Origin of the sequence: Sodalis glossinidius str. 'morsitans', from assembly GCF_000010085.1 — a bacterium.
GTDB classification, from domain to species: domain Bacteria; phylum Pseudomonadota; class Gammaproteobacteria; order Enterobacterales; family Enterobacteriaceae; genus Sodalis; species Sodalis glossinidius.
Genome location: NC_007712.1, coordinates 1881799 through 1902954 on the forward strand (window position 1 = coordinate 1881799; position 21156 = coordinate 1902954).

Here is a 21156-nt window from a genome sequence, read left to right on the forward strand (position 1 = left end):
AAATCGCAGTTGAATACCAAATAACAATTCTGAAAAGCGTGTATTTAAAATGATAAGACGAAAAGAAATAAGGATTGCTCATTAGCCGAATAATCACGGTTGTTCATGAAACGGCAGAGTTTTTTTTGCGGGCAGGGCTATTATTAAACTGACTTAGCGGCCGTTTGACAATGGCTGTTTAAGTTAAAGTTATTTTTCCCCAGACTAAAAACGACTCAGCATTTCATTTACGCCGTGGCAACATTACCTGTATGAGGCGAGGGAAATGTAACCGTTTACTTTTATCTTCATCGCCCGTGCCTCAGGGTTGCAGCAACCTCAACCCTACGAGAATACGTTTGCAATAGCCCATCAACTGCCAGAAAGGGCGCCTACCGTCCCGGAGGCAGCCGATAAAGTCTCCCTGTGACCGCAGGGCAAACCGTCTCAGTGTTGCCTGTTGTTCCTGACGCCATGCGTCCAGCCGTTGCCTGTCATGTTCCTGCTGCTTGAGCGTCTTGCAGTGGCCTGCCGTTCCTGCCATGGCACCGCGTTTATGGCCGCCGCCCTCTGGTTGTTGAAACCGCCTGCGAGGGTATGGGGCATCGAGGGAGGCCTGCACGAAAGATAATCCTGGCCGGCAAGGCCACGTTCAGGTCCATGCCAGGCACAGCCGCTAAGCCACAGCATGGCACCGCCACCTCGTGCCACTGTCAACGCCGCCCAGCGCCGTCATCAGGTTGTGGTGGTGTTTCGCGCAAAACCTGAGGTCGCCATGTCGGTGGAATAGATATTTCCCTGGTTTTTGGTTACTCCGGCGTGCGTCTCGACAAAAAGATCTCTCCTCTTGAATACCGTATTTACCAGCATTATTGTATCGCCCATGGCCTGCTCATCGCTCTAGCGTTCGTGATTACCTTCTTGATCGTGCGTCTGCTGGCGCTGCCGGAAGGCACCTGGCCCCTGATTACGCTGGTGGTGGTCATGGGGCCTATCTCGTTTTGGAGCAATGTGCTGCAACGCGCGCTCCAGCGTATTGCCGGAACGGTTTTCGGCGCGGCGTCAGGCCTTATCGCCCTGCGTCTCGAACTCATTTCATTGCCGGTCATGCTGGTCTGGTGATGTTTTTCAGTGGCTATCTTACTCTCGGCAAACGCTCCTATATGGCGCTTTTGATCGGCATCACGATGGCGGTGGTATGCGGCGCCGGCGCGGGGGACATGCGCACCGCTCTGTGGCGCAGCGGGGATGTGGTGATAGGGTCGTTGCTGGCGCTGTTATTCACCAGTATTTACCCGCAGCGGGCGTTTATCCATTGGCGCATGCAGATGCGCTTTAGCCTGCTGGCCATCAGCAAAATTTATGCGGCGTACATCTCGCCCAATATTATCGAGCGGCCACGGCTGGAGGGGCTTTTAAAGACCGTACTGAATGATGTCGTCAAAATCCGCGCGCTGCTGACGCCGGCAAGCAAAGAAACCGGCCTGCCGAAACCGGTCATGGAATCGATCCAAACACTAAGCTGCAATATGGTCTGCGTGCTGGAAATGCAGATAGAAGCGTGGTGGGCCTCGCGCGCGAGCCATTTTTTGTTGTTAAACGCGACGTCGTTGCGCAGCACGCAAATCAGAACCCTGCGGACGCTGGCCACGCTGGCGGAAGCGTTGCGCGAGGGGAATCCCGAGCCAATCGTTGCCAACAGCTGGAGCAGTTGGCGCAATTGCTGTGTATCGCGCTTCGCCGGTCGATGCCATAAGCGGCGCCGCGCCCGGGTAGGCGCCCGAGGAGTCATAAGGCGTCCTCGTTCGTGCGCACAGATTTTTGCCGTCGCCAAAAAGCGGGTAGAATGGGGGCATGCCAAAGTGGTGCATAGCTGCTACTCTGTAAGCACGCAGCATTGCAAAGAATTTAACGTATCAGCTAAGCAAGGAAACTGAAATGGATCACATTAAGCCTTCATTCCACGATGTCCTGGAATTCGTGCGCATGTTTCGCCGCAAAAACAAGCTGCAGCGCGAGATTGCCGACAATGAGAAGAGAATCCGCGATAACCAGAAGCGTGTGCTGCTGCTGGACAACCTGAGCGACTACATCAAATCGGGCATGTCCATTGAGGAAATCCAGGCGATTATTAGCAATATGCGCACCGATTATGAAGATCGCGTTGATGACTACATCATTAAGAACGCCGAGCTGTCGAAAGAGCGCCGCGAGTTGTCGAAAAAACTGAAGGCGATTGGGGAAGTCAAGGCGCTCAATAGCGTGATTGATAAACAGCCTTAACCGCGGTCCATGCCGCATTGGCTATAGAGATAGCTTCAGCAGGCCGGGCGCTCCCCGGCCTTTTTTTATCGATAAATACAACCAATGACATATTAATATAATTAATTGTTGATAACTAAACTTAACGCGGCAGCTACGCCATAGCATGAGGGGAGCATGACGGCAATGTTTTTCGAGTACGGCAGCAAAGAAACCGACTGGCTGGCCTGGCGGGATCGACGCGATGGTCGGCAAGAGCCGGGAGGGCTGCGCCACCGCAGGGCGTGCGGACCGCGTCGGCGTGCGCCGGGCGGTCCACTGACGGGTCAGGCGCTAAGCCAGCCCAGCTTGATAACAAACAGAACCGACAGTACAATCAGTGCCACATTCAGATCCCGGTAGCGACCCGTCAGCAATTTCACCAGCGTCCAGGTGATAAAACCGAAGGCGATGCCGTTGGCAATTGAGTACGTCAGGGGCATAGTCAGGGCCGTTACGGTGACTGGAGCCGACACGGTGATATCTTTCCAATCAATTTCCGCCAGGCCGGAAGTCATCAGCACCGCTACAAACAGCAGCGCCGGTGCAGTGGCGAAAGCGGGCACGCTTGAAGCCAGCGGAGCAAAAAACAGGCTGAGCAGGAACAGGATACCGACCACAATCGCCGTCAAACCCGTACGGCCGCCGGCGCTGACGCCTGCGGCGGATTCAACATAGCTGGTGGTGGTGGAGGTGCCCAGGAGCGAGCCAAACAAGGCCGCGGCGCTGTCGGCCACGAGTGCTTTGCCCATTTTAGGGATATTGCCCTGTTCATCCGCCAGTCCGGCGCGTTTGGTTACCCCGATAAGCGTGCCGGAGTTGTCAAAGACGTCCACGAACAGGAAGGCGAAGATCACGCTCACCAGCGAAATGTCCAAGGCGCCGCGGATATCCAATTGCAGGAAGGTCAGCGCGATCGACGGCGGCATGGAGACCACGCCTGCAAACGGACTGAGGCCCACCGCGATGGACAGAAAAGTGATCGTCAGGATACCGATTAATACCGCGCCCGGGACCCGCCGCGCTTCCAGCACCACGATGACAATGAAGCCCAGCATGGCAAACAGCGGGCCAGGCCGGGTGAGATCGCCCATGCCGACCAGCGTCGCCGGATTATCCACCACGATGCCGGCGCCCTGGAGCGCGATGATAGCCAGAAAGAGACCAATGCCCGCGGCAATCCCCGAACGCAGCGGCAAAGGGATGCTGGTTATAATCCATTCGCGAATTTTGAAAATTGACAGTGCAAAGAAAATCAGAGCCGATAGGAACACCGCACCCAACGCGATTTGCCAGGTGTAACCCATGTGCAGGACCACGGTATAGGTGAAAAAGGCGTTCAGCCCCATACCGGGCGCCAGGGCGATTGGGTAGTTGGCAATAAATCCCATCAGCATGGAGCCAATCGCCGCCGCAAGGCAGGTGGCGACAAACACTGATCCCTTATCCATGCCGGTAGTGCTGAGGATCGTCGGATTAATGAACAAAATATAAGCCATTGCCAAAAAGGTCGTCAGGCCCGCGACAATCTCGGTGCGTACCGTGGTGCGGTGGGCCGTTAATTTAAATAATTTTTCCAACATGTGTTTTAATCTCTGAGAAGATGTCTGCACTGCCCAAGCAATCGTTATGCCATTCTTCTGACACCGGCGCAGGACAGAAAAAACCCGATTAAGGGTGATTAATCAGGTTCTCAACGGGCATGAAGGTCCCGCAGGCATTAACGCTCAGCGCGGAGGCGATAATGCGGTGCGGCAGTGTCACCCTGCTGGTGCCGAAGCACCAAATCAGGGCAAGCGCCCCCGGCCTGGCCGAAGTGGTGGCGGCGGGTGACTGACATGCCGGAGCGGCCACATCATATCGCCGGTAACGCTCAACGTCGATCATATTCTCCGCCACGACAAGATATTCTGCCGCCGCACATGGCCCACGTCCGGGGCGACAACGCAGAGTGGCGCTATGGGCAGCTTAACCCCCGTTACGAAAACGGCGCCGCGCTAAAGGACAGACCGCTGACCCCAAGAGTGTCCAAGGCAGGTCCCGGTGCGCAAATATTTTGGCCCGCGCAGGGCTCCGGAGCGGGGTAGCTAACGGTAATAGCACGGCGCGCGGTACCCGGATAAAGAGGTGGGTCGACGAGAAGAGCTCTACAGCATCTCGGGTTTGAACTGACTGTGCCGGCTAATGATGTTCCCCGCCACCATAAACACGCCCTCTCCGGTATAATGCAGCGTCTGCGGGTGTTGCAGCCGCGCGACGACATGGGCTTTCACTATCTCGAAGATAAAAAAATTATAGCGGTCCACCAGTTGATCATCAAACAGGCGGCACTCGAAGCAGGCGTGACATTCGGCAATAAGCGGCGCGCTGACCCGCTCTGCCTTCAGCGGTATCAGATCATTCGCCTGGAATTTGTCCACCTCTGCGCCGTGGGTGTTACCTATCTTTACCACCTTATTCGGTCAGGTCGGTGGTGGGCAGATTGATCACGCATTCGCCGCTGTCCCGAACTAGTGAGAAACTGTGATTACCGGCGGCAATAACGCAGCCTAGCAGCGAAGGGGAAAATTCCAGCATCGTATGCCATCCCAGCGTCATAACATTGTTCTGGCCGGGTAGTGCGAAGAGAGCAGCACTATAGGACCAGGTTCCAGATATTGACGCGCTTTTTCCGTTGGGAAATCCCGTTTGCGGCTGTTCATCGATAGTCTCTCTGGCTCGGGTGGGGATGCGTCGCTGCTTGCCTGTCGGGACGGCGTGGCCGCGTTGCATCTCCGCGCGAAGGCGGCGACATCCGCAGCCCTCTCCGGCGATTAACCGCGCTGCTGATATCAGCCGCAGACGGGGGCGCATGACGCTACGTCCTGCGAAGTGATAAGCATAGTTCATTTATCCTGCGACGATGACCTCGGTCAATACCCGATTTAACGCCTGGAACGCCGGTTTGTCCGCCGCGGCTTTATCCGTTATCAGCAGCGCAATACCGTCCGGGGAAGCGTAAACCGCGCGACTGGTGACGCCAAGCTTGCCATGATCCGCCAGAATAACCAGTCGGGTCGCCCGCTGCGCCATCGCTCGCGCCACTTCGGCCTCCTGATGGTCATAGCTGCTGGCGCCTTCGCGCGCATCAATACCGACCGGCGACAGTATGGCAAAATCCGCCCGATAGCGATAGATACTGGCGATTGCGGTAGCACCGATGATCGCATGTCCGCCGGGCGCCAGCTCACCGCCGATAAGCGTCATCTGATGTGTGCAGGGCTTGCACTCACCGGCCGCCGCCAGTTTGCGCACGGCGTCAAGACTATTGGTCAATATGGTCAAACCGGCCAAGGCGCTTAATTCCTCCGCCAGCATCGTGGTAGTACTGCCGGCGTCGAGAAACAGGGTTTGTCCTGGCTGCAACAGCCGCGTCGCGGCACGGACAATGGCGTGTTTCTCCCTGGCCCGAACCCCGCTGCGAACGGCAAGCGGCGGCTCCGACGCCGGTCTGACCGCCACTGCGCCACCGTGGACCCGCCGCAGTATCCCCTGTGCTTCCAGTGCGATGATGTCCCGCCGCGCGGGTGGTGCTGGAGGTGATTGCGCGTGAAGGTCTCCAGGCCCATAGCCTGGACGTAGGCAACCGGCTGCAGGCGGAACTGCAGACGCTGGCGGCAAAATATCCCTGCGTGGGCGACGTGCGTGGCGCGGGGTTGTTTATTGGTTTTGAGTTGGTGAGCGATCGAGAGTGTAAAACACCGGATAAAGCGCTGGCGTTGGAAGTCATTGAGGCCTTGCGCGACCGCTGTCGCAGGCTCATTCGGCAACGTTTTAAAATTGCGTCCGCCGCTGGCGTTCCAGATGGGGGATATAGACTGGCTGGTGGGCACGCTGGACGGGGCTTTGGCAGACAGTCTGCAACGCGTCCGGCGAGACCGCGCCTGACGGCATCTTACACTTATCGCGCCGGGCAGCAGTAATGGCGTGCGGCATTACCGCTGGGCAGTAATGCTGGCGTGCAATATCACCGGCGCTGATGGCGATTGTGCCCCGACTGGGTGGAGGGTCGACCGCAAACCGGACGGGCACATAACACCCCCCAGGCAACGCCCGCACTCTATGGTTCGGCAACGCTCAGTAACCGGCGTCTTGTCGCCGCCGGCAAAAGCATTCAGCGCTGTGGTCGTTTACTATCCCTACGGCCTGTATCCAGGCGTAGACGATTGTTGGCCCGACGAATTTGAAGCCCCGTTTTTTCAGAGCTGCCGAGATCTGCGCTGAAAGAGGCGTGGAGGCGATCTGCGTCACCCTGTCGCCCTCCAGCACCTGACCGTTGGTGAAATGCCAGCAAAAGTCGCTGAATGATTCCCCTTGAGCTGCCATCTGGCAATAAATGCGGGCGCCGGTGATCGTGGCCTCAATCTTCGCACGGGCGCGGATGATGCCCGGATTGCCAAGCAGACGTTGCACGTCATGTTCGGTAAACGCCGCAACCTGGTGCGGATCAAAGCCGCAAAACGCTTCGCGAAAAGCGGCGTGTTTACGCAGCACGGTAATCCAGGACAGGCCGGCCTGGAACCCTTCCAGCATCAGCATTTCCCATAGCAGGCGATCGTAATGCTGCGGCACGCCCCATTCGGTGTCGTGATAATCGCGCATGAGCGCATCGTTGCGTGCCCAAGTACAGTGCGGCAGCGCCGGGTCCCGTGCCGTCATTTTCGCCTCCAGGCATGAACAATTTGTTGTTTGGCATCATACCCTGAAAGACGCGGCATGGGCGAGTGCCGCAACGGTTCTCTTTCCAGGCTGCGACAGTAATTCCAAACATGACGTCATGCGTTCGTCATTGGTATATCAAGGCATCACCATGCAGCCGGTTCTTTCCGGTCGTTGCGATAATTACATAATATTTCGCGCCGGCTTGGTCTGCTTTCTGGGCAATATTATGCTCCAGGTGATCTAAAGTGGCGGCACCAGTGATGCTAATAGTGCCCAGCGCCTGTTTATCTACGGCTTCCTGGCGGCTAATCGGCTCTGCGGCGAAAGTCGGAAGGCTCAAACTGGCCAGCAATAACGACGAAATAAATAATAAAGATCTTTTCATGAGGGGTGTCCTTTGTGAGTTAATATTGGCGAACCCAATTGATAATCGCCGTGAATGAAATAATTCTATATTGTCAGAGGAATAATGTTTAGCGTAAAGAAAAAGGCGTGCGGTGCCGTTTAAGGAAAAATACCTCCCTTGCTGGCGTCAGCCTCCAATGCCGACGACGCATAGCCGCTGGCATCGAGCTGGGAAGCCAGGCGTGTAAAGTGCTTAATCCATTATCACCCTATACAGTAGTGAAAGAATGCTATACTATCCCTTTCCGGGCATAGCGGGGAAATATTCCGCCAGAAGTCAGCCTGAAAGGCAAGAATACCTCTTTTTTATACTGCTGCTTAAAACATTCCTAAAATTACGTAAATATTTTTTCGGTAACCGTAACGGTTATTGTCGAATGCATTCCCGATGTAAATATGGCGCCTTATATAAGCGCGCCCGTGTTATTGACATCAATCTACTACTTAGTTGCTCATTTGTTTAACCCCCTATCAGTTTGATGTTAATTTCATTATTGAACAAGCCATCGGATCGACGGCGATAATGTAACGATTTTTATTAGCTACTGGAAATAATTCTACCTCAGCCGGTAATGACCTGCCGACCGTCTTGAATTAAGGCGCAAAGTAGAGACCGTGTTTTGGCTTAAAGCTGGCGTCGACGCTGTGAAAAAGCCTGCGGCAACCTGCTCGATGAGGGGTTACAGGCAAGTTCTTTGCTGTGGTGTTACCTACGGGCAGGGTAACGGCATAGCGGCTTGCACTGAGCGCTACGGCAAAAACTGCACCGTCGGCCTTACCGCGGCATCAGACCGGTGGTGCCTGATTGCTGAGCAGCCACCAGAGCGTCGTTTCCTGCATCAACCGCTGATGGTAACGCTCGAGCGCCAGAGGGCTAATGGCCATCGCCGCCTGCGCCAGCTGCGTGACGGTGGCCAATTCGTGAAACGGGTCAATCTCTTTTTCAACCACCAACAGACAACCGCGTTGTTCAAGACGACGAATAAACTCCCTCATGGCTAGACCTTATCTGTTTTTGACGTTGAACAAAGAAGAAGTAATACGGCTGGGCCGCGCTTCATGGGAACTGCGCAGACTATAAAGGTCTCCCGGATAAAGAAAACGGCTGCGGGTGACGGGAACGCCGTCACGCCAGGTGGCACGGTCGAGCAGCAGGCAGGGCTGCCCGGCATCGATGTGCAGCAGCGATTGGGCCTCCTCATTTGCCCGTACGGCGCGGATCATATTGTCGACCGTCGTCACCGTCGTGTTACGCACCAAAAAACTGTGGGAGGGCTGGGTGGTAAAATCCTGCGCCATATAGCCCGGCGCTTCCGCGGCGTTGACAAACCGGTCTTCCAGTTGAATCGGCGTGCCGTCTTCGATATGCAACAGGCGGGAATGGTAGATGTCTTGCCCGGCCGGCAAAGGCAGCATACTGCGCAACGGGCTGTCTGGCGGCAGCGTCAGATGGGCGAGCACCTGGCAAGAATGCACGCCGCCACTCTGGGCGATGTCTTCCGAAATATTGGACAAGGTAAACACTGCGCACTGCATGCGCGGGCCGACCACAAAGGTGCCGCGTCCCTGTATACGGATCAGCACGCCTTCCGCCTGCAGCTCGCGCAGCGCCCGCCTGACGGTGAGACTGGAGACGCCAAACTCCTCGGCCAACTGGTCTTCTGAGGGTATTTGAAAATCACTCGGCCATTCTTCCGCCTCGATACGTCGGTCAATAGACATTTTGATTTGCTCATACATCGGTTGGTCATTAGTCATGGATTTTCTTCTCAGAATCTGTCTATCGTTGACTACCATCGGTGGCGTGGTGACAAAATGATAACCCGCCGGCATATTGCCCAGATATTGCTTCAGCGAGATATAACCGTTATCGCCGAAATCCCGGCAGAGCTGACCCGTCTGGGCGTTGAGGGCCATCATGCGCGCATCCAATACCGGCGCGATGATACGTTCGGGACAGTCGGTAACGGTTCCCGCCGGCGCTTTGTAATAACTCACGCCGCGGCAGGCCAGATAAACATCCGGGCGGGTATCGGCGTTGGGATCAAATTTCCATTTCAGTTTACCGGTACTGGCATCGATAGCCTCGACCCAGCTATGGCCAGTACAAACATAGACCGTGTCGTCGACTTTGATTGGGGTATCTTCAAAGTTGAATTCGTGACCGGCATCGGTACCGCCCTGATCTTCGCCGGTACGCATGCGCCACGCCAATTGCAGATTTTGCACATTGCCTGCATTAATTTGATCCAACGGAGAGTAACGATCGCCATGCGCGGTGAAATCAGCACTGCCGGCAATGCCCACCTGCCGCGTTGCGGCAAAAGCCAACACCGCCACCGTCGCCACGACCAAGCTCAGATTAGCGGTCCGAGCCAGCGGAAATAGCTTTCGTCGCACCCAAGGCAACAAGAGCAGAATACCTAGGACGGCAGGCATCACCAGCCGTGGCTCCAACTGCCAGAAGTTTAACACCGCTTCATACAGTGACCACACCAGGGTAGCGATAAGCACGAGCGCCATTACCCATTGGGCGGCACTGCGTTTGGCCCACAATAGTCCGGCTGATAATAGCAACGCCAGCCAGGCAACCAGATAATAAGCTGAGACGTCGAGAGTGAGGAGCCAAACGCCACCGACGGTGAGCGCCAGGCCGATTATCAAAACGATAATGCAGATGATCCAGGGTCTCGCGCGCCTGGCCGTATTTCATTGTCCATATTTCATTCCTTGCCATCTTGTTGTTGCACCTGTGTTGAACATGCGTCATGCAAGGCGTGCTGCGTTAGACGGTGGGCAATGATCGGTTACCGAGCCTGGGGCGCGTTATCCGTTAAGACATCAGACCCAGGGCAAAGCGCAGCGCGACATGTTCAAAGTGCCTGAATATCAATATATTCTCTATTAAGCATTATGCTGGGAATTTCTCGCGCTTAATGTGTGAGTACGGCTGTGCGCGCAAACTGCGGTAAGCTGCAATAACGGCTATCTTGCATCGATATTGAGGGGAAAATGAGGAAAACTTAAGGCAAGCCCTGGGTTAATATGATGATATAGTTGCCATTTTAAAAGATGTATTGTTGCCATGGTTTATTACTTCATCGTATGGCAAGAAAATTTCAAGGTCTTATGACGACCGACGCGCTGCAATTAAGTTTTACAGTTTTAGGGGCGCTGAAATATTTACTGCCTCTAAGTCAATATAACAAAATGAATAATCCGTTTTTCTACCGGGACTGATTGCCGTTATGCAAGGCAGATCGAAGCGGATTAGAGTGGATGCGTGCAAGACGCGGCTCGGTTGACCATTGGGCACATACGTACAGCGGCGGCGCTAATGTGACGGTGGCGAGGTGTGCGGCCAACCGGTGTTTACCTTAACGGGCGATATTTGGCTGCAATCTTGCTTGACCCGGAACGACGATAAAAGGTTTGGTTATTCTTAGTTACTCACCTGACAGCAGGTGTATTGCCGGGTCATGCTGTTGACTGCAATTAGTGCCATCGAGTTTATAGAGGGGTACTCTATCCCCTAAACGCCGCGAAACGCGTTGGTTATGACTACGCAATAACGCATTGACTCACAAGCACGCCTTATGCCAGCGACAAATCCTTATTTACCGAAGAAGCGGAAAGCAATAAGGCTGCCCACACCCTCGATATCAGGTAATATTTACTCTATTTATGGCACCTATTATGGAATATGAAAATGTCTAAAATGCGCAAACGTGGTTTTCGGCCTAAGCCAACCGCTATTGCCATCCTGTCTGCCTGTGCCAGGGACGCGAGCAAGGCGGCATCTGACTCTCCGGGGAATAGGCCGTAGGGTAGGCTTTCGTTATTCCATTATTGTTTGTGATTTTATCATATAGGGAATTAATATGATTAAAGTAGCATTGGCACAAATTGATACTGAGCTGGGTAACAAAAGAAAAAATCTGCGTTATATCGCTTCTCTATGTAAAGAGGCGGCTGATAATAAGGCTGACGTTATCTGTTTTCCTGAATTAGCGACGACAGGCTATACGCCTGATTTGTTAGGAACCAGATTATGGCACCTTAGCGAAAGCCGGGGCGAGGAGACCGATCAATTACTGTCACAATTAGCCGGGGAACTGGGGCTGCATATCATCGCCGGCTTTGTTGAGCGCGGTGAAAGAACAGGCCAAGTGTACAACTCGGCAGGCGTGTGGGCGCCCGAGGGTCAAAGCTGGCTGCACGCGCAGCGTAAAATTCACTTATGGGGAGACGAGAAAAAATGGTTTAGCGAAGGCGAACAGTATGAAATTATCGCCACGCCCTTGGGCAAGATAGGCGTCATGGTTTGCTATGATCTGGGGTTTCCAGAAGTCGCGCGCATTTTTGCGCTGCGTCAGGTCGACATTCTGTTTGTGATTGCCGCCTGGAGCGAGGCTGAAGCCTATATTTGGGATATCAACTGCGCCGCTCGGGCGCTGGAAAACGGCGTGTTTCTGGTCGCGGTTAACCGCTGGGGCGAGGAGGGCGATCTACGCCTCTTTGGCGGCAGCCAGATCATGGCGCCGGACGGCCAATGTGTTGTCCGGGCCACCGACAAAGGGGAAGCGCTGGTCTATGGCAATATTGATTTGTCGCAGCTGGCAAACGTCAGAATGACCTTGCCTTATAGGAAAGACGTCAAAATTGCCTCTTATAAAGAGCACTATAACGAAGATTAGGGGGCCGGTTTCCGTTTGCCTGGGCGCGGGGTCCGTGGTGAAACCTTTACCGGGGATAAGCTGATTATTCCCGCTTGATGCTCCGTTTTGCCAAGTAACCTGCTGCGTCTCACCTTGTTCTGCGCCCTGATAAGCAATTGGCCCCCGGCGCACGATAATCGTCATCGCAATGACGCGTATGCTGGATGCCAATGACCAGCAAGGGTTAAAGCCTTCTGTTAAGCCATTCTCTCTCCTTATACGCCGCTGCAAGCCGTAGTGTACCGAACGGGTTAACAATTGCAGCGGTTAACGAAAAAGACGCGCATCCAATGCCCAGGCGCCGCCGCCCCGGGCCACCATGTAGAGCGCCAAAAAACCCATTAATACCGGAAACTCAATGCCGCGCTCGAACCACGGCCAGGTTGGCCCGAGGGCATAGCTTATCCCCGCAATCTGTGCGACAAACAGCAATGCCACGAGGCGGGTACAAAAACCGATTGCCAGCAGGACAGCGCCTCCCGTTTCCAACAGCATGATCATGAACGCCAATAGCGGGGCGAAGGGTAAGCCCATCGCGTTCTGCATCAGCTCAATCGAGCGCGCCATAGGATTGGACATGGAGCCTTGGGAGGTGCCGAGTGCTTTGGGTAAGTCGTGCGTGAGCAGCAGTAGGGCAAAGACGATGCGCAGCAAGGCGTAAAGTGCTGACTCGCCCTCACGCAGCCGGGCTGAAAATCGAGACAACTGCGGTTGCGCGGCGGCGACTTTGGTCACGTTAGTGGACATAATGGCTCCTGATTTTGTGGTTCGCGATGGCGTCAGGTTCACCGGCGCCGCCAGATTACCGATGGCGGGGCGCCGTACCGGCCGCCTGCCGCTGGCAGATGGACCAGCGTTGAACTCGCCTGCTGGTCCTCTCGTATTCTGGTGACGTCTCTGTTGCCGATGGCGGCCTTGCCGTCCTTAACGGAAATACGGCAACCAATAATGGTTGATGAAAGCGCGCGCCACGGGCTAGGGTCCTTGAATAAAGCTGTCTGCTTAACCGGGCCATTTATTCTCAGGCTGGCCCGCGCCTTAAAGGCGTCTGACCCGTGCCAGCCATTATGTTTGTTACACAATTGCTGGCGATAGCCTGTATCGCGGCGCGAGCCCGCTACCGCCGACGCTGCTCAGTGATTGGGTGGGCATGCGCGTGTTACAGGTGCCGCTGCTGGCAATCGTCATCATGATCCTGGCAGCGGGCATTTCACAATGGCTAAAAAGAAACCGCACCGGGCGCACGCTACTGGCTACCGGGCAGAATAGGCGTGCGGCCCAACTGACGGGGCTGCCCGCTCATCACCGCCTATATTGCCTCGGCGTTGTTTGCCGCACTTTGCTGCTTGCTTCCTTTATCCGCGGGGCCACCCTGGACCTAGGACAGGACTATCAATTAATGTCGATAGCCTGCGTTATTTTGGGCGGCACCTCGGTCTCGGGCGGCTATGCAACGTCCCTTGGCGTCTGGTGTGCGGCAATGCTGTTGGTACAGACCATTACCATGCTTAACATCCTGCAGGTTAGCCCCGGTACACGTTATCTGGTGACCGGCCTGATTATCGTCACCGTGCTGGCGGCGGCGAAAACACCGGGCAGGCTTAGCCACTGATGTGCACGATACCCCACATAGATTGTCATCATCATCTGTGGCGCCCCTCACGGTATTCCTACCTGTGGCTCCAGCCGGATGCCGAGCGTCCGACGGCAGTTTTTCCCGATCTCACGCCCATTGCAGGGGATTACTGGATCGGGGATTACCTGGCGGATGTACGGGCAGCCGGGGTGGTGAAAAGCGTGCATTTAGACAGCGGTTATGTCCCCGAGGATCCGGTCGGGGAAACCCGGCTGCTGCAAAGTCTGGCCGATGAGTACGGTTTTCCCCATGGCATCGTGGCGCGGGCGCGCTCGAACGGTCGGATATCCAGGCGACGCTGGAAGCACAGCGCCAATTTCCGGTCGATAAGCTTTACGGGAGTTTACATGACCTTTATCAGACGTTTGACCGCCTGACGGCCGAGCTGAAGGATGATGAGGCGGCAGTGGTTTTTTTTACCATAATGCGGCGCGGGTTTATCAATTGGGGGATTGACGGTTTTGAATTGATCCCACTCGGAAGGCGATTGCGCACTGTTGTTGACATGAGATTTGATCACAGGCGAGGCTCGCCGGATTTCATAATGCGAAGAAGAAACAGAACAGCCAGCGAAAAGAGATTCACGCTAACACATTGAATCCGAATACTAACATTATTCGCAGGCGGCATGAAAAAAAGAATTTGGCTCCTCTGACTGGACTCGAACCAGTGACATACGGATTAACAGTCCGCCGTTCTACCGACTGAACTACAGAGGAATCGCGAGAACGGGGCGAATCATATCTGGACACCGATTGGGGTGTCAACGGATAACCGTATGAAACGGCGCGATTGCGCAAGGCTTAGCCGAATTGGTGATTTTCAGCGCCTGATACGGACGTTACGCGCCGTTGCGACCCCGCGGATGCGCCCGTTTCAGGGATGCGGGTTGTCACGATCAGGAGCCTGAGTCACGCCGCGCGCATCCTGTGTGCGGACGGCGTGCAGGGCCGTGAGCCGTGACAGCGGATCCTGGCGATAAAAATGGACAAAACAGCGGTAAAGTTCGGCAAACCGCTCCGCCAGCAGTTCGGGAGAGCTAAAGAAGTACTCCGACAACACGGCAAAGCACTCCGCGGGATCGCTGGTGGCATAGGCATCCATACTGGCCGCGTCTTCGCCGACCTGCTCCACTTCATCCTGCAGATCCACCATGGAGCCATGTAGCAGTTGCTCCCAGCGGGCGACCTCGTGTAGCGGGATAAGAGGAATGCCGTTCACGATTCCTGCGTTACGTAAATCGAGTTTGTGTGCGGTTTCATGGATGATCAGATTGAAACCCGACAAATCGAACGAGTCCAGAATTTCGAGCCAGTTCAATACCACCGGTCCTTGATCCCAGCTTTGCCTGGAATGCACGACCTCACCTTGATGCACTAGGCCAAAATCATCCTGCCAGGCTATCTGCCACCACGAACGGAGCCGGGTAGATCAGCCATCGAGCCATTCCAGCCCGAGCTCAAGCACCGGCAAAGAAAATAATAACGCGATCCGTGCCTGCTGCTGTGCATCCAATACCAGTTCCTGTAAGGGAAGCAGTTTTTTCTGGAGCAGGAATTTCTTTGCCAGAGTGACTAATTTTTGCCGCTCATCGGTTGAGAGCGGAGTCAATAACGGAATCGACGCCGCCCGATCCCAGTCCGTTTCATCTGAGCTGGCGGAATGTGTCGTTTGCCATGGCCATTTGATCATCATGTTGCTCGATAAGTCGTCACTTGAATCCTGGGGACGGATTAATACTGTTAAAATGCCGCAAAACAGGGCATGATAGCAACCGTAAAAAAGGAGAGATGCCGGAGCGGCTGAACGGGACGGTCTCGAAAACCGTTAAGGGAGCGATCCCTTCCAGGGTTCAAATCCCTGTCTCTCCGCCACTTTTCAAGGAGTTATAAAGAAAAGCGGTGGATACCAAAACAACTCTTGGTATTTACTTGGTATATTCTCTTGGTATATTTCATAGCTTCTCCTAGGCTGTTGCTCACTCCTCTTTTAGGATAGGCCTGTCTAAAGTTGGTGATAATTTAACCTTTCTGTCGTATGCAAGTACTTGGCTTTCGGTCTTATGACGGCTTTGTTGAATAAATCAGAACTTGTGACTACGCCCCCCTAGCAGATCGATTGTTACGCGATCCGGATGCTGTTCGGCATTCCTAACAGCGTCATTTTGTTAAGCGCTTTGACCATCGCCATTGCCTCACCTACCTGCGCATCATAGTCACGCAGACTTAGATGATCGCCCATAAGCGTTTTGAACCGGAATATAGCTGTTTCAGCCACTGAGCGTCGATGATAGCCCACTTGCTTTTTCCATACATCGTTACTGCCGCTTAGATGCTGATTCGCAACGGCGTAGTTACGCTCATGGTATCGGTCTGGCCAATATTGCGCCTCACCTCGTGGAGGAATAAGAGGCCTTATTTTCTTCCTCAGCAGAGCATCATGAATGCTGTCGGACTTTCCATTCGCCTTCGCCAAAGACCTTCAGGCCGGTTCCGTCAATGACTAGAGGTGAGATTTCACCATGGGTCGGCGTTTTTATGCTGATCTTAACTGTCTTTGCTCGCTTGCTGATCAGCGAGTAGTCTGGGCATCTTAGCGGCAGTACCATCAGTTTAAAAATGGCGTCAACGAAGCCCTGTAAAGCCCTTAACGAAAGGCCAAACACGCGTTTCATCATCAGAACAGTGGTGATAGCCATATCTGCGTAGTGAAGCGGCCGGCCACGCCGTTCAGGCGTCGTTTTTTCCGTCCATGCAACAATTGCCGACTCATCCAGCCATATCGTCAGAGCCCCGCGCTGCTTGAGAGCTTTGTTGTAAGTGGACCAGTTGGTTATTTTAAACTTTTGCTTTGCCATGGAGTGCAGATGTTGAAATGACGGTAGTGATCTGAGCAGACGATCACCTAAAAGTTATATTTATTCAACAAAGCCCTGCAATACATTCAAGCGTCAGCCGGACGCCGAGCAGTGTCAGCAATGCCAATATACTGTCGGTGACTTGCATGTAAGGCGCCGCTGTACTGCTGAGCGATGCAAAGGCCAGCGTCAGACAGGCAACGCATGAAATAATGAACAGCGCGTTGATAATCTTCAGTGTCCAGAACGTTTTAAACATGGTTAAATTCCTTTTATATTTCACATTTTGGTGTGATCAACCATCGTCTTCTTCAAATTCGCCGTTTGCATTAAGCACATACCAGGTATCCAGTTTCACGCCGTTGTCGCCAATCTTGCTGGCGCGAATGTGGATAATGTCGCCCTCACTATTGCGGTAGCACAGTACGATTGCGCTGCCCTCAGCGGCTTTAGCCTTACCCTGTGCGCCGAGAGACGCGGCAACCGATCCGACGCCACTAACGTCTGCGGCGGACCCGTCGCCTTCAATGATCGTCTGTTCTGCGGACTTATCAATTTTACTCGCTATGCACTCGACGGCGCGGCCAACCATTTGGTGGAGGGACAGCGCCTTCTTGATGGTAATTGTGCTACTGGCGAGTTTGCTGCTTCCCGCTTCATGGGCGATATCGCCGGATACTTCAACCTCGGCAAAACGATGATTTGCAGGCTCGTCGTAATTAAAGACGTCAAGCGGATATTCGCAGGCGTGAAAATCTGAACTGCAAACTTCTACCGCGCGCTCGTGCTGGTAGGTTTTCCCGATCTCGAACTGATAACCACGGCAAGTCAGGTCGGCGTTAAAGCCTTTGTAGGCAATGATTTTGGTCATGGTGTTTGTCCGTATTGAGGTTGATGGGTTATGCCGGTTCGAGGCAGAACGTTTGGGAGAGTTTCGCCAGTCCCTTAGGCGTCACGAGCACCTGTTCGCGGATTTTGTCGGTGCCATCGTCGCAGGGGATAATCGAGATTTTATGCTCGAGGTGGCCGGACTGGATTTTGCTTTGGTAAGCCATCCAGTTCTTGGCACCCACACGGCGATAAATCCAGCCACGCTCCCGGAGGAAGGCGAACAGGTCTTTGGGGCGCACCTGCAACTCCTTGGCGGCGTTGGTGATGTACATGCCGCCGTCAGATTTAGCGATACGGTGCAGGGCTTTCACGTCTGGTTCCATTTCCTCAACTTTGCTTTCGAGGGCGATAACCTTTTCGGTATAGGTAAGCAGGATGCCGCGCATGGCCGCCGAGTCGTTGAGCATCTGGATGGGGTCGGTGGGATGGCCTTGGCTTGTTTCTCGCACTGGATGAAGTACTGGCGCGCCTCCTTACCTTTCTCGTTGCGCTCTACCATCGAAAGCTCTTTCGCCATGTCAATGCTGATGGCGTAATCTTTGATCGGTTGTTGGCGAGATTTTGCGCTCCCCGATTTTGGGAAGCTCAAATTATCAACAATCACGTAGTCCTGATTTTCAATAAAGCTATATTGGCTGATACGTCCTTAATCCATGTGGTGAAGTCCTTTCCGACCTTCAGGAACTCGTGCAGGTCACGGGTATTTATCGTCTGGACAGCTTCGCCATTGATGCTATTAGTTTTGATTGTAATTAGTTGCTGTGATTTGGACATGATCAATCTCCTCACAAGTCAATGTGATTAATGGAACCCCGGCGCGATCCAGAGGCGGAATTGCTGGGTTCGGCGTGGGATTACGCCTGAATCAAAAGCTTTATGAATGCCTCACGCATTTTTGCCGTGAGCGACCAACGTGCAGCGGCAACGCCCATTTCCGTGGGTTTCCGGATGATTCTGTCTCGCTCGCCAGAGTAGACTTAAAGGCCAGTGATGCGTGGCTCCCAATGTTCAATGCCATTAGGCACGATAAGCGTTTGGTTATAGTTCATGGAGATAACTCCTTTCGTTGATGTGGTGGATACGCTACACTTGGCCTAGACAGGAGGATTTTCCATGGGCCAAGTTGCATTTGATACATTGCAGGCGTCAGAAGAGCTTGAAACCGCTGGCATCTCTAGAGAGCAAGCCAGGGCGATTTCGCTCGTCGTACGCAAGTCTCATGAAGTGGCTGATGTGGCTACTAAGGCTGATATCGCTGAGGTAAATCGGAATGTCGCCGATGTCCGTAAGGATATGGAAGCACGTTTCGAGAAGAATGAAGCTCAGATGCAGGCTCGCTTCGAGAAGACCGAGGCGCAGATAGCTGATGTCCGTAAGGATATGGCTGCGGGGTTTGATAAACTTAGCATGCAGATGACCATCCGACTTGGGTTAATGGTGGCGGATGGTGTCAGCATTATTGCTGCTATTCTTAAAATGTAACTGTTGGGGTTGTTAGCTCAGTTGGCAGAGCAGTGGACTCTTAATCCATCGGTCGCAGGTTCGAGCCCTGCACAACCCACCAATTATGTAACCCGTTTTAATTTGTGCACCTGCTTCTTAAGCCGCTGATTTTTCTCCATAAGATAGCCAATAATTGATTTATATATCATTGTCTCTTGGTTGTCGTATGGATACTCTTCTATGCTCATCCAACAACGCGAATCGTTAATATTATTACTGCCGTCGGTGACGGTGACCATCTCACCGAAATGTGGATGGTTGAAGGCCGTTATACGAGGCTTGTTAAGTTGCATCATTCAATCCTCCGTTGGCTATTAAAATATTTTCGCTTCTCCCAATCTTCCTTACATTCTTTGCAGCAGAAATTACCCTCCGCTGGATCTTCACAATTATAGCAACGACCGGTTAGGAGTAATTCCTCTTCTCGATAATGGGCAATATGGTGTTGGCGGAAAGCTTCTTCGTGTTGGCTGTCTAAATCGACATCATCTGCCATAAATCTATTTAATGCTCCTAATCGTTTAATGGTAATCGGGTATTGTCACGTAAGTGAAGCTTGATATTTCTCAACCATCCTTGCGGCATAAGCGAGTGCATCCTCACGGTCGGAGAAGTCGCCGATGGCCTGTAGCAAGCCGTCGTGGCCTCAGATATAGACGCTAAAAAAATCATTATTATCATTCTTTTGCATTATATCGCCGTAGTCGTCTACAACGCCAGACAGGATGATTTCAGTAACAATCGTCCCCGGCGCTATCAGGTGGTCGAATTCGTCAATGAGCTTTTACATGGTGGTCTCCGTGGTAATGTTGACGACGCTATGAGCTTACAGACTGAGTCTATTGATTTCCTCAAGCTTATTTTCTATCTCATCAACAACATGTATAATTTCACGCGCAAATTCTCTAGCAATTCTCGTGCTAACTTCGCCTATCGAAGGCCAACTTACTGTTGCACGATTTTCGTATTTTAATTCAGCAATATCGAACTTTATGTTGGCGGTAATGTTTGTTAAACACATGCTGTCACCGCCAAGGATAGAAATTATGGACATCGACTATTCTCCGGTCGTTAAATGATTACCTCGCTGAAAATATCCCCGTCTGCTTTCTAAACCCCGCTTGGAATAACGCCACATTCTCCAAACAGCACGAACCCTCCTCAAATTCTACAACCGCCCCGCGATGTGGATATCTGGCTTGTATGTGCTTCTGGGCGGAAAGGGTGATTTGCGCTTTGTACTGAAATAAATCCGTTAGGGTGATGGGGGATATCGATTTATTTACTCTGCTAACCAGAAAAATGAGCACTAGTCGTTTACTTATCCATGAAAATCTGTTGCAGGTGCTCCCATCTCTGGCCTGCGCCATTGGTCTGAATGAGGCCATGGTATTGCAGCAAATTCACTACTGGCTGGGTAATTCTTATCATGTTTACGATGACTGCAAGTGGGTCTATAACAGCGTTGCTGAATGGCAAACTCAATTTCCATTTTGGAGCGAAGCGACGGTTAAGCGGGCACTTACCAGTCTGGAAAGTCAGGGGCTTGTCGTTACTGCCAATTACAACAAAGACCGCCGGGACCGGACTAAATGGTACAGCATCAATTACGATACCTTGAGACGCTTTGAAAGCAAAAGTGAGTTTACGGCTCCTACATCAGTTCAGGTTGCTCCAATGGAGCAGGTCAAAATAAGCAAACCTATGAACGATGCATCAGGTCAATTTGACCCAACACAAATGGTCAGTTTGACCCAACCATTACCAGAGACTACTACAGAGATTAAAAACAAAACCCCCTTACCCCCTCTCGGGGGCGATGAAGGGTCTTCCCTGCAAAGCCAAAAAAACAAACCCGCACCACTGAACTATCAGGCGGTACTTGAAGCTTACAACGATGCCGCGGGAAATCGCCTGCCCAATGCCTCGACCCTGAACGACGCCCGCCGCCGTGCTATCAAGCGACTGCTGGGCGAACTGGCAGAGCCCACGCCAGAGGCCGCCGGAAAGTATTTCCAGTACTTCATGGAGACCGCCAAGCCGTTCTACTTCGGCGAAAATCCCCGCCAGTGGTAGGCCAATTTTGATTACCTGCTGCGCAGCGATACCCTGCTGAAAACCCGAGAGGGCGCGTTATGACCCACAGTATTCGGACCATGCCGTAC

At 53.3% G+C, this 21156-nt stretch carries 20 protein-coding genes, 3 tRNA genes and 7 pseudogenes; 11 read left to right on the forward strand and 19 right to left on the reverse strand.

What is annotated here, in order from left to right; all coding sequences use genetic code 11:
- Nucleotides 1-301: 301 nt before the first annotated feature.
- Nucleotides 302-523 (reverse strand): hypothetical protein, encoded by a 222-nt coding sequence (locus SGP1_RS09715; RefSeq protein WP_148203455.1) that lies wholly within the window; start codon nt 521-523, stop codon nt 302-304.
- A 275-nt stretch (nt 524-798) separates the two neighbouring features.
- Between SGP1_RS09715 and SGP1_RS09720 the strand changes: the two are divergent.
- Together SGP1_RS09720 and tmaR are read left to right on the forward strand one after the other, a co-directional pair.
- A pseudogene (locus SGP1_RS09720) lies at nt 799-1664 on the forward strand (FUSC family protein); the annotation flags it as partial.
- 253 nt (nt 1665-1917) lie between these two features.
- Entirely contained in the window at nt 1918-2262 is a 345-nt protein-coding gene (gene tmaR / locus SGP1_RS09725) for a PTS system regulator TmaR (protein WP_011410969.1), read from the forward strand.
- Nucleotides 2263-2567: 305 nt separating this feature from the next.
- Here the strand turns inward: tmaR and SGP1_RS09730 are convergent, their stop codons facing one another.
- The gene (locus SGP1_RS09730) at nt 2568-3863 is read right to left on the reverse strand and encodes an NCS2 family permease (protein WP_011410970.1); all 1296 of its coding nucleotides are present in this window, start codon (nt 3861-3863) and stop codon (nt 2568-2570) included.
- Between the two features lie 119 nt (nt 3864-3982).
- Here SGP1_RS09730 and SGP1_RS35070 point away from each other — a divergent pair, with 119 nt between their 5' ends.
- Nucleotides 3983-4117, forward strand: coding sequence for a hypothetical protein (locus SGP1_RS35070; RefSeq protein ID WP_279379452.1), 135 nt, complete (start codon nt 3983-3985; stop codon nt 4115-4117).
- A gap of 310 nt (nt 4118-4427) precedes the next feature.
- Here SGP1_RS35070 and SGP1_RS09735 read toward each other — a convergent pair.
- Nucleotides 4428-4982, reverse strand: a pseudogene (locus tag SGP1_RS09735) (flavin reductase family protein).
- 187 nt (nt 4983-5169) lie between these two features.
- The gene (locus tag SGP1_RS09740; protein ID WP_243466275.1) at nt 5170-5781 is read right to left on the reverse strand and encodes a DeoR/GlpR family DNA-binding transcription regulator; all 612 of its coding nucleotides are present in this window, start codon (nt 5779-5781) and stop codon (nt 5170-5172) included.
- Nucleotides 5782-5837: 56 nt separating this feature from the next.
- On the opposite strand from SGP1_RS09740, the pseudogene SGP1_RS09745 reads away from it, so the two are divergent.
- Nucleotides 5838-6207: pseudogene (locus SGP1_RS09745) on the forward strand (aminotransferase class III-fold pyridoxal phosphate-dependent enzyme); the annotation flags it as partial.
- 189 nt (nt 6208-6396) lie between these two features.
- On the opposite strand, the gene SGP1_RS09750 reads toward SGP1_RS09745, so the two are convergent.
- The 4 genes from SGP1_RS09750 to SGP1_RS29570 all read right to left on the reverse strand — a co-directional run bounded on the left by SGP1_RS09750 (nt 6397) and on the right by SGP1_RS29570 (nt 10050).
- Nucleotides 6397-6957 (reverse strand): DNA-3-methyladenine glycosylase I, encoded by a 561-nt coding sequence (locus tag SGP1_RS09750; RefSeq protein ID WP_424141165.1) that lies wholly within the window; start codon nt 6955-6957, stop codon nt 6397-6399.
- Between the two features lie 148 nt (nt 6958-7105).
- A complete protein-coding gene (gene bhsA, locus SGP1_RS09755; RefSeq protein WP_011410973.1) occupies nt 7106-7366 on the reverse strand; it encodes a multiple stress resistance protein BhsA in 261 nt (86 codons plus the stop codon).
- An 806-nt stretch (nt 7367-8172) separates the two neighbouring features.
- Nucleotides 8173-8382, reverse strand: a complete 210-nt coding sequence (locus tag SGP1_RS09760; RefSeq protein ID WP_041866832.1) for a hypothetical protein — start codon at nt 8380-8382, stop codon at nt 8173-8175.
- 9 nt (nt 8383-8391) lie between these two features.
- Nucleotides 8392-10050, reverse strand: a complete 1659-nt coding sequence (locus SGP1_RS29570) for a UTRA domain-containing protein (protein ID WP_148203457.1) — start codon at nt 10048-10050, stop codon at nt 8392-8394.
- Nucleotides 10051-11267: 1217 nt separating this feature from the next.
- Between SGP1_RS29570 and SGP1_RS09770 the strand changes: the two genes are divergently transcribed.
- A complete protein-coding gene (locus SGP1_RS09770; RefSeq protein ID WP_011410975.1) occupies nt 11268-12083 on the forward strand; it encodes a nitrilase-related carbon-nitrogen hydrolase in 816 nt (271 codons plus the stop codon).
- Between the two features lie 288 nt (nt 12084-12371).
- Here the strand turns inward: SGP1_RS09770 and SGP1_RS09775 are convergent, their stop codons facing one another.
- Nucleotides 12372-12851, reverse strand: a complete 480-nt coding sequence (locus tag SGP1_RS09775) for a DoxX family protein (protein WP_041866833.1) — start codon at nt 12849-12851, stop codon at nt 12372-12374.
- Between the two features lie 403 nt (nt 12852-13254).
- Here SGP1_RS09775 and SGP1_RS09780 point away from each other — a divergent pair, with 403 nt between their 5' ends.
- Together SGP1_RS09780 and SGP1_RS09785 are read left to right on the forward strand one after the other, a co-directional pair.
- The gene (locus SGP1_RS09780) at nt 13255-13716 is read left to right on the forward strand and encodes an ABC transporter permease (RefSeq protein WP_050747551.1); all 462 of its coding nucleotides are present in this window, start codon (nt 13255-13257) and stop codon (nt 13714-13716) included.
- Entirely contained in the window at nt 13716-14117 is a 402-nt protein-coding gene (locus SGP1_RS09785) for a hypothetical protein (protein ID WP_050747552.1), read from the forward strand. The genes SGP1_RS09780 and SGP1_RS09785 overlap by 1 nt, the downstream gene beginning before the upstream one ends.
- 266 nt (nt 14118-14383) lie before the next feature.
- On the opposite strand, the gene SGP1_RS09790 is transcribed toward SGP1_RS09785, so the two are convergent.
- Together SGP1_RS09790 and SGP1_RS09795 are read right to left on the reverse strand one after the other, a co-directional pair.
- Nucleotides 14384-14459: transfer RNA gene (locus tag SGP1_RS09790), tRNA-Asn, on the reverse strand.
- A 157-nt stretch (nt 14460-14616) separates the two neighbouring features.
- Nucleotides 14617-15435: pseudogene (locus SGP1_RS09795) on the reverse strand (zinc-dependent peptidase).
- An 89-nt stretch (nt 15436-15524) separates the two neighbouring features.
- Between SGP1_RS09795 and SGP1_RS09800 the strand changes: the two are divergent.
- Nucleotides 15525-15614, forward strand: a tRNA-Ser gene (locus SGP1_RS09800).
- Between the two features lie 104 nt (nt 15615-15718).
- On the opposite strand, the pseudogene SGP1_RS36310 reads toward SGP1_RS09800, so the two are convergent.
- The 6 genes and pseudogenes from SGP1_RS36310 to SGP1_RS36315 all read right to left on the reverse strand — a co-directional run.
- Nucleotides 15719-15811 (reverse strand): annotated as a pseudogene (locus SGP1_RS36310) (hypothetical protein); the annotation flags it as partial.
- Between the two features lie 50 nt (nt 15812-15861).
- Nucleotides 15862-16597, reverse strand: a pseudogene (locus SGP1_RS27095) (IS5 family transposase).
- Between the two features lie 64 nt (nt 16598-16661).
- Nucleotides 16662-16856 (reverse strand): hypothetical protein, encoded by a 195-nt coding sequence (locus SGP1_RS09815; RefSeq protein WP_041866834.1) that lies wholly within the window; start codon nt 16854-16856, stop codon nt 16662-16664.
- A 36-nt stretch (nt 16857-16892) separates the two neighbouring features.
- Entirely contained in the window at nt 16893-17468 is a 576-nt protein-coding gene (locus SGP1_RS09820; RefSeq protein ID WP_011410977.1) for a DUF7666 domain-containing protein, read from the reverse strand.
- A gap of 28 nt (nt 17469-17496) precedes the next feature.
- Nucleotides 17497-17937 (reverse strand): phage antirepressor KilAC domain-containing protein, encoded by a 441-nt coding sequence (locus SGP1_RS27100; RefSeq protein ID WP_243466211.1) that lies wholly within the window; start codon nt 17935-17937, stop codon nt 17497-17499.
- A gap of 95 nt (nt 17938-18032) precedes the next feature.
- Nucleotides 18033-18262 (reverse strand): annotated as a pseudogene (locus tag SGP1_RS36315) (antA/AntB antirepressor family protein); the annotation flags it as partial.
- A gap of 339 nt (nt 18263-18601) precedes the next feature.
- Here SGP1_RS36315 and SGP1_RS09835 point away from each other — a divergent pair.
- Nucleotides 18602-18970, forward strand: a complete 369-nt coding sequence (locus SGP1_RS09835) for a hypothetical protein (protein ID WP_011410978.1) — start codon at nt 18602-18604, stop codon at nt 18968-18970.
- A 6-nt stretch (nt 18971-18976) separates the two neighbouring features.
- Nucleotides 18977-19052, forward strand: a tRNA-Lys gene (locus SGP1_RS09840).
- Between the two features lies 1 nt (nt 19053).
- On the opposite strand, the gene SGP1_RS09845 is transcribed toward SGP1_RS09840, so the two are convergent.
- Nucleotides 19054-19287 (reverse strand): DUF1374 domain-containing protein, encoded by a 234-nt coding sequence (locus SGP1_RS09845; protein WP_041866835.1) that lies wholly within the window; start codon nt 19285-19287, stop codon nt 19054-19056.
- 530 nt (nt 19288-19817) lie between these two features.
- Entirely contained in the window at nt 19818-20045 is a 228-nt protein-coding gene (locus SGP1_RS29575; RefSeq protein WP_148203458.1) for a hypothetical protein, read from the reverse strand.
- 209 nt (nt 20046-20254) lie between these two features.
- Between SGP1_RS29575 and SGP1_RS23865 the strand changes: the two genes are divergently transcribed.
- Nucleotides 20255-21067, forward strand: a complete 813-nt coding sequence (locus SGP1_RS23865) for a replication protein RepO (RefSeq protein WP_424141144.1) — start codon at nt 20255-20257, stop codon at nt 21065-21067.
- Nucleotides 21068-21156: the final 89 nt, after the last annotated feature.